This is a genomic window from Methanospirillum sp., assembly GCF_028679455.1.
Taxonomy (GTDB): domain Archaea; phylum Halobacteriota; class Methanomicrobia; order Methanomicrobiales; family Methanospirillaceae; genus Methanospirillum.
The window spans coordinates 1-8,329 of sequence record NZ_JAJRBM010000153.1 but is presented as its reverse complement, the minus strand read 5'-3'; the positions used below and the strand labels follow the sequence as shown (position 1 = coordinate 8,329).

The 8,329-nt window shown below is 47.6% G+C and carries 8 protein-coding genes and 2 tRNA genes; 4 read left to right on the top strand and 6 right to left on the bottom strand.

Annotated elements, in window-relative coordinates; all coding sequences use genetic code 11:
* From LUQ50_RS05205 to thiL, 3 genes are all read left to right on the top strand, one after another.
* Positions 1 to 786: RIO1 family regulatory kinase/ATPase (locus LUQ50_RS05205; RefSeq protein ID WP_300037210.1), on the top strand; the 786-nt coding region annotated here is incomplete at its 5' end.
* A complete protein-coding gene (locus LUQ50_RS05200) occupies positions 783 to 2,732 on the top strand; it encodes a DUF460 domain-containing protein (protein ID WP_300037207.1) in 1,950 nt (649 codons plus the stop codon). The genes LUQ50_RS05205 and LUQ50_RS05200, both read left to right, overlap by 4 nt.
* A complete protein-coding gene (thiL, locus tag LUQ50_RS05195) occupies positions 2,725 to 3,585 on the top strand; it encodes a thiamine-phosphate kinase (RefSeq protein WP_300037204.1) in 861 nt (286 codons plus the stop codon). Before LUQ50_RS05200 ends, thiL begins: the two co-directional genes overlap by 8 nt.
* Positions 3,586 to 3,623: 38 nt before the next feature.
* Here the strand turns inward: thiL and LUQ50_RS05190 are convergent, their stop codons facing one another.
* The 6 genes from LUQ50_RS05190 to LUQ50_RS05165 all read right to left on the bottom strand — a co-directional run bounded on the left by LUQ50_RS05190 (position 3,624) and on the right by LUQ50_RS05165 (position 7,937).
* Positions 3,624 to 5,534: a tetratricopeptide repeat protein gene (locus LUQ50_RS05190; RefSeq protein ID WP_300037201.1), complete on the bottom strand. Its 1,911-nt coding sequence runs from the start codon at positions 5,532 to 5,534 to the stop codon at positions 3,624 to 3,626.
* 82 nt (positions 5,535 to 5,616) lie between these two features.
* Entirely contained in the window at positions 5,617 to 6,324 is a 708-nt protein-coding gene (locus tag LUQ50_RS05185; RefSeq protein WP_300037198.1) for a PKD domain-containing protein, read from the bottom strand.
* Between the two features lie 11 nt (positions 6,325 to 6,335).
* The gene (locus LUQ50_RS05180) at positions 6,336 to 6,767 is read right to left on the bottom strand and encodes a hypothetical protein (protein WP_300037195.1); all 432 of its coding nucleotides are present in this window, start codon (positions 6,765 to 6,767) and stop codon (positions 6,336 to 6,338) included.
* A gap of 62 nt (positions 6,768 to 6,829) precedes the next feature.
* Positions 6,830 to 7,669, bottom strand: coding sequence for a hypothetical protein (locus tag LUQ50_RS05175; protein ID WP_300037192.1), 840 nt, complete (start codon positions 7,667 to 7,669; stop codon positions 6,830 to 6,832).
* 79 nt (positions 7,670 to 7,748) lie between these two features.
* Positions 7,749 to 7,821, bottom strand: a tRNA-Asp gene (locus LUQ50_RS05170).
* Positions 7,822 to 7,831: 10 nt separating this feature from the next.
* A tRNA-Tyr gene (locus LUQ50_RS05165) sits at positions 7,832 to 7,937 on the bottom strand.
* Positions 7,938 to 8,087: 150 nt separating this feature from the next.
* Here LUQ50_RS05165 and LUQ50_RS05160 point away from each other — a divergent pair.
* Positions 8,088 to 8,329: PEP/pyruvate-binding domain-containing protein (locus LUQ50_RS05160; RefSeq protein WP_300037188.1), on the top strand; the 242-nt coding region annotated here is incomplete at its 3' end.

Below are 8,329 nucleotides of genomic sequence, written 5' to 3'. Positions count from 1 at the left end.
TTGATGAACCGGTATGACTGGGTACCGGTCGAAGAACTCATAAAAAACTCTAAGCTTTCTGCAGGTGAAGACGAATATCGGGTTCGGCGGCAGGTTGAAAAAGGGATGATCAAGTTCACCCAGATCCCATACCCCGGATATGCAATCCTCTATAACGGCTATGATACCCTCGCGGTTAATCATCTGGCTAAGAAAGGGACCATATCAGCACTCGGATCTCTGGTGGGTGAGGGAAAGGAATCACTGGTGTATGAAGCTATGGGAACCGGACCGGTAATTCTCAAGTTCCACCGGGTAGGTCAGCGCTCATTTAAAGCCGTTCAGCGATCCCGGGGATTTCTTCCAGACAAGGGACATTGCCCCTGGATATTTGCTTCCCATCTCTCAGCCGAACAGGAGTATATCGCACTCTCAACCCTACACCGGACCGTTTCAGTCCCGGTCCCGATCCTCATGAACCGAAATGTCGTTGTGATGTCTCATATCGCGGGAGTAAATCTGAATGCTATCACATTGCCAGATCCCATACCATTTTTTGATGAGATCATCGCTGCTATCACCGAAGCTTACCGGCTTGGATTCGTGCATGGAGATCTATCAGAATATAATATTATGACCGACGGGGATCGTCCGGTGATCATCGACTGGCCTCAGTGGGTTGCTCCGGATCATCCCAACGCCGGAGAGATTCTGGATCACGATATCAGAACCATCTGTCAGTTCTTCCAGCGAAAGTACCAGATGAAGACAGACCAGGATGAACTCAGGGGACGCGTGATCGGGTGAAGGTTTTCGGGATTGATATCATCACGGGATCAACCAGATCCCGAACAGTAGCCCCAAAATATGCACTGGTCACAGTTCTAGACGGAAAAGTTACCAGTGAAGAGAGTGTCTCTCTTTTTCGTCTCATGCGTCTCGTTCATCGGTACCGGCCTGATATTCTCGCGGTTGACAGTATCCAGGAGGTCGCCCCACACACCCAGGACGTCTACCGGTTTATTGAGCAACTCCCTCCTCAGACCAGATTCGTTTCAGTTACCGGAGGGGAGAAGCAGATCGGCCTGATACAGGTTGCAGCAAGATATAATATCACCTTCAACCGGTTTGATCCCTACGCTGAGGCACGGGCCATCGCTCTGGTTGCTGCGCAGGGAACCGGTGTTGAGGTAGTAGCGTTCGAGAAGGAGACCGAGATCGTGGTCTCCCGCAACCGTTCTCCAGGGAAAGGTGGGTGGAGTCAGAACCGGTATGCAAGAAAGATCCATGGAAACGTGCTCACCTATGCCCGTGATATCGAGCATGAATTACAGAATGCCGGACTCAACTTCTGGAAGAAGGAGTTCAAGGCTTTTGGTGGCGTATCTCGGGTAGTGTTTCATGTAAGGGAGAATCGGGAGGAGATACCGATCCCCTCATCACGGGGTGGGGATGTTCAGGTCAGAATATCAGGAAAACGACTTGAGCGAATCCAGTACAGACCGCTTAATACCAGACCACGATACCTGATTGTGGGGATTGACCCGGGAACTACCGTGGGAATTGCGGCCCTCGATCTGAATGGTAAACTCATGAAAGTGCACAGTTCCCGGCAGATGAACATGGGTGATGTGATCGAGTTTCTGTACGGAATTGGGAAACCTGTTCTCATCGCTTCAGATGTTTCACCAATGCCATTTACCGTGGAAAAGATCAGACGTGCATTTCAGGCTGTTGCCTACATCCCAAAGCAGGATATCAGTGTTGAGACCAAGTATGAACTCGCTGGAAAATTTACTTATGCCAATGATCATGAACGCGATGCCCTGACAGCTGCCATTGAAGCATCACGGTTCTGGAAGCATAAGTTTGCCAATGTTTTCAAACGTGTTCCCTCCGGTGTTGATATGGATGAGGTCAGAGCCGGGATTATCAGGGGACAGTCACTTGAACAGATCCTTGCTGCAATTAAGGGAGAAAAACAGAAACCCGAGGTCAAAAAACCTGATATCGCTCTTGATTCATCTGATGAACGCGTGAGAATCCTCGATGGACAGGTTAAAGATCTCAGAGTCCTGGTCAGTGACCTTCAGAAAGATATCGAGCAGCTCAGAGAAGAAAACCAAAGACTGAAGGGAGAAAATAAAAACCTTAAATCAACAAAAAACCGGCAGATAAAAGCGGAACCTGAAGTTGCCAGGCGTGATCTGATCATCGAGAATCTGAAAAAAAGGATCAGGTTCGAAGAAAAAAATAACAAAAAGTTGCACAAACGGCTCAAGCGAATGAAGGAGGTTGAGACCGCGAATCCTGATGCTGATCTTCAGATCGTCAAGGTATTGGCTGATCTCTCCCGTGAGAGTATTCATACGATAACCGATCGCATCGGGCTGAAGAGTGGAGATATCCTGCAGGTGCGATCACCTGGAACCTGGGGAAAGAACAGCATGCATGATCTTGCCCAAATTGGAATCGGAGCGATCATCATCGGGGATAGATCAACCATCTCTATTCCGGAAGAGTTGTGTCAGATCTCGTGGTCAGAAGAACTACCGGTCCTTCCCGGTGTCGGGGTACAGGTTACGATCAAGGGTGATTATGGGTCCTGCGATCCCGATCAGTTAGATGAAGCCATGAGTCTCTGGCAGGACGGATTTGAGGAGTACCGTCGCCAGAAGAGTGAAGAGATGCTGAACGGCATCTTCAAGGAGTACCGGGCAGAACGGGAGCGGGAGGTCAGGAAAGATGGATGATCGGGAACTTCTCTCTATTATCTGCCCGGTCCTGGGCATAGAGACCTGTGCAGATGATTGTGCAGTGCTTCCCAGGATCACAGGAATCCCGGTTGTGTCAACCGACATGCTCCACGAATCTACTGATTTCCCACAGGGCATGACTGAATGGCAGATCGGGTGGATGGCGATGGCAGTGACAATCAGTGATCTTGCAGCCATGGGAGCCACACCCCGGTTTCTTACACTGGCCATCGGGCTTGACCGTGAGGAGCGGCTTGATGAATTAGTCAGGGGAGCACAGCAGTGCTGCCTTCAGTATGGTGCCAGATACATCGGAGGAGATCTTGATGCACATGTTGAACTTACGCTGGTTTCTACCGGGATCGGATCGGTAGAGGACGGGAATCCGGTAAGGAGATCCGGGACACAGCCCGGTGATCTAATCGGAGTGACCGGTATCCATGGACGGGCAATGGCTGGTCTTAAAGGGGATCCCAGGTACTGGAAAGATCTATGCGAGCCAAAGCCACGGGTGTCAGAAGGAATACTTCTCCGTCAGGCGGGAGCGACGGCAATGATGGACATCAGTGACGGTCTGGCGATATCGATCCATGACCTGATGAACGCATCCGGGACCGGTTGCAGGATTGATAGTTCAAAGATTCCCTGCATCACGGATCGTTCACCAGAGGAGGCACTTAGTTTAGCTCTTTACGGAGGAGGGGACTTTGAACTGTTATTCACTGTTCCGGCAGACATGAAAGAGAAAATCCCATCACCGGTACAGATTATCGGAGAGGTTACCAGAGAACTGGATATCCTTCTGGATGGAACCCTGCTCCAAAAAAAAGGGTATGTTCACCAGTGGTAACGGTTTCAGAGAGCGAATCCAAGTGAATGGAATTTTTCTTATGTCCACTGATAGGTGTATCGCCAATAATGATAATTATTAGAGAAACGGGTATATCCCTCATACAAATTGTCATAAATCCGGGAGATGTAGAGTTCCTCATTTATCTTCTGGAAATAAGGAAACGCTTCTGCGATCTTCCCTTCTTTGTATAATATACGTCCCATTCCATAGAGAGCATCGCGATTGCTGGGATCTAACTGGAGTGATTTGTTATAATCAGCAAGGGCTTTTTCATCCTGATCCACCGCCTGATATGCAGCCCCACGGTTCACATACGGAGTGGACAGATTGGGACTCAAATTGATCGCCTGACTGAATGCAGGGATCGAACCCAGGGGATATCCCTGCTGGAAATTCGCATACCCAAGACTAACCCAGGCATCGGTCATGTTTGGATTAGACTCGACAACTTTGCGGTACGCTTCTTCAGAGATATCAAATTTCTTGGCACGATCAGCAGCATAGCCGATATTCATCCAGGCAAGGGTGTTATTAGGTTCTTTTTTGAGCAGTTCATCATAGAAATGAAGAGATTCATCACCACGGTTTAACTTGCGCAGGGTCTCAATAAATCCCTGCCAGGCAGCATTATTTGATGGATACAACTCAAGGGTTTTCCGGAACGCAGCCTCTGCAGTGTCATAGTCCTTATTCCAGAATGAAGCATCTCCCAGGATGTACCAGGCATCAACCGAGGTCCCATCCAGTTCGGTAGCCTTTTTTCCTGCTTCCGCTGCACCGGGATAATCTCCAAGTTCTTTTTTGGTCTTTGCGAGGTAAGTCCATGAAGAAGCGTCATCAGGGTTTATCCGGGTCGCATTCTCAAATTGTGCAAGTGCCAGATCGTAATTTTTCTCTTGCAACAACAGGAATCCAATATTTGCATGCGTTGCATCGTTGGAAGGATCGAGTTCCAGTGACCTGTTAAAGGCTGAGAAGGATTCATTCAACTTATGTTGGTTTGCATATGAAAATCCAAGATTTGACCATGCTTTCGCTGAATTATTATCCAACTTCAATCCAGTCAGGGAGAGATTGGCAGATGCATCAAACTGACCGATGGAATTCAGAACCCGGCCAAAGGAGATGATGATATCCATATCTTCAGGATTTTGCTCATAAAGCGTGCCATATGCAGCAGCTGCTTTCTCCATCTTCAATCCTTTTGCGAGAAGTTCAGCTTCTTTTTTCTGATCTGAAAGATTTCCAGGAATTAGTGCATTTACCTGCCCATACGCCACTGCTGCTTCGGCATATCGTTTTGAAGCGGTTAGTAGATCGGCAAGCGCCCGCCAGGAGCCGACATCGCTTTTGTTCGCCATGAGGGCGCGATCATATGCCTTTGCTGCATCGTTATACCTGCTATTTTTCAGGTACAACTCAGCCTTCCGTACCCAGACTGAAGAATTGTTCGGACTGATATTGGTATAATCATCATACAACGCAAGGGCACGATCATACTTCTCCATGCTGGCAAAAAGTTCGCCAAGTGCTGCATAAGCCGGGGCATATCCGGGATCCTCTCTGATAACGCGTTCCAGATCTTCACTTCCTAAATCCACATCACCGGTTCCAATCAGAATCTGAGCGCGATTTGTCCGGGCTGAGGAGTTTTCAGGATTGAGAACAAGTGCTTGATCATAGGCAGCGAGTGCTTCGTTCTGCTCCCCGGTCCGTACCAGAAGATCACCTGACCTGACCCAGAGTTCAGGATCTGTGCTGTTCAGACTGAGGGCAGCATCAACCAGAGCAAGAGCCTGCGAATTATCTCCTGCCTGTGAAGCCTGTTCACCGGCACTGGTCAGACTTTGCCGGGCATCGGTCAGATTCACCGGTTTATCAGTGACACAACCTGCAGTCAGCAGAAAAACCAGAAATACCAGGATCAAAAGACATGGAGTGTTCACCTTCTCCAGAGTAAGATGACCGGAATTGTATATTCTAAAAATTTTGGAAGAGATATGATCACCTGTTCAGTGCAAAAAAAGGTTAATATGCATTATTATAGGGAGTAAACTTCGAAAGACGATACGCACCACTGATTCTCATTGTATCGGTATATCCTTTCTGCGTACTGGGCGTAATGGTGATGGTATCTGCAGTAAATTCAGCATTTCCCACAACTCCTTTCTGCCCTGATGGAAGTGTTACCGCTTTTTGTGGTTCAGGATAGAAATCTAAAGGAACCGGCTGATCGGTACCTGAACCTTCAGGGGAGACATTGATGTAATTCAGTGCACGGGCAGAACTGGACCATTCCATATTGGTAAATTGCCCAAGACCCCGATTAACATAATCAGTATATGTCCCGTTGCTTGAATTGGTGGGAGTTTTATACACGGTTTCATAATTGTACCCATTTCCAATCTTTAACGCTACATCATAGCTACCAGGAATCAGATACGTGTGAACTGGATTTTGTTCACTTGATGAATTTCCATCACCAAAATCCCAGTTCCAGGATTCAGGGTTTCCATACGAGGTATCATAAAACCTCACGGTAAACGGGGCATCCCCCTGAACCCTGTCTGCAATGAAATTGGAAGCCATCTCACTTGCACTAAAATACTGCCAATCAGGGTGACAGATAAACCCATCAGGGTAGCCAAGGTCCGCGGCTTTAAATTCATAGGCCATGACCATACCAGGAACCATAATACTCACTATCAACAGTACGATTAACCAGTTTTTCTTCATTTTGTTCCCCCCTATAACCGGATTCCGGACTTATAATCAAAATTTTTCATGAGATTCATAATGGTCCCGGTTACTTCAGTGGTATCGCGCCATACCCGTTCTGATGAAGCATTCAATTCGGTCCCCCGTCCTTCAAGTGAGGTGATAGCAAAGTGTGTCCGTGCAATACCAACCGCCCCTTTTCCATCGGTACGGTTTGCTCCGGTAATACTGACTGAATATTTGACCGCAGCAGGAACATCTTCGTCAACACCTACAACCGTTGAACCGAGGTGGGTTTCATAGGCGACATTCTGCATATTCGCAACAGAAGATGAAGCTGTCACGGATGTATCGAAAGGTGGAATAACCTGGGTTGAACCAATGGCTCCGGGGATAGAAAATGACACCAGTGGAATCAGGATCAGCCAGAACCCAAACCTCCCCAATCGATCCGTCTTCATTTTTTGAAACTCCATCCAGAATGTATCAAACGAGGCAACCGAAATCATCAGAGAAATGGGAGTTAACTACCACCCACTTCAATCCCGGAAGTCGCCTCAAAGTCCTTGCCAAATTTGAATATCAGACCGTTCACACTGGTTGAATCGGTAAAGGAATTTGTTGCTGATTCATTCGAAGTATTCTGATACCCTTCTCTGTTGGTCACCACGAAATCGGTTGAAGCACTACCCTGTGCATACGGTAGTCCGGTTGACATATCAGGATGAATACCCAGCGTGTATCTGACACCTGCAGGCACCGTATCATCATATCCGGTAGATCTGCCCTGTGCAATGGTTGCAAGCTGACCGGTAGTCAGGGAGACATCAGACATTGCATCATAAGAACTTTCAAATGCGCCGAAATACTTCCCGACTATTGATTGAACCAGGGCGTTATGGATGGTTTCATTAACCGGGGACCAGTTTCCTGTGGTGGTAAGAGTGAGCTGTTCGGAGGTACTAAATTTGGATCCTTTATCAGGATCGGTGGCGTAAGTTGAGACTGATGCAGAATCAACGTTGTATCCACGTTTATTCTGATTCCCTTCATCAAAGGTCTGGTCTTTCGCGAGAGCGAGGTATCCACCATTGCTCATCATATCCTGCTTATAAACCAGATTCGACTCAGTAGAACCAGGAGAGAGAAATCCCTGAGCCTCCGCATCAGTTGAGTTATAATTTCTCGTATTGATCTGGACCTGAGTCTGTGAATCCATCATTCCCACCAGTTGAAGATTGGTGGTTGCAGGTACCTGCATATTGGTTGTTTTGCTCACATTCGGCAGTCGATCTGCAGAGGCAGGCAACCCTGAAAAGATCAACAGAATGAGAATCAAAAAGAGTATCCCATACTTTTTCATATCTATGAACCCCGGATAAATGCTGAGTATACTTTTTCCGAAGCGATTTAATAAGATGCTGGTATTCAAAAAAAACAGACGCCCAGATCGGAATTCGAATCCGAGTCGTCGGCGTGACAGGCCGACATGATAGGCCACTACACTATCTGGGCATTACAAAGGTCCCGCCTCCCGGATTTGAACCGGGGACATCGCGGTAGCTGCGCAGTCACCTCAAGCGGCGATCCATACTACAGCCGCGCACTCTACCAGTCTGAGTTAAGGCGGGATATTGCCTCCAAAGGTTGGTAAGAATTGCATAAATAAGTATCTGAACTACGATTTCTACACCCCAAACTTCCTTCATACATACCTCTCCCATCAGGCAACATTTTACTGCACAGTGGAGGAATACTATAAGAATAATTTTGGTGTGTGCATGACAGGTATTCCTGATATTCTTTGGCTCGAAGAAATCCGTAAGGAAGATATCCCATCAGTTGGGGGTAAGGGCGCTTCTCTTGGTGAGATGGCCTCTATTGGTCTCCCGGTTCCTCCTGCATTTGTAGTTACAAGTCAGGCATTTCGCAGGTTTCTGATTCAGACCAATCTCGAAGATAAACTCTATGCGCTTCTTGCTAATTTGGACGTTGACAATAATGATGCATTAGAAGAGGCTGC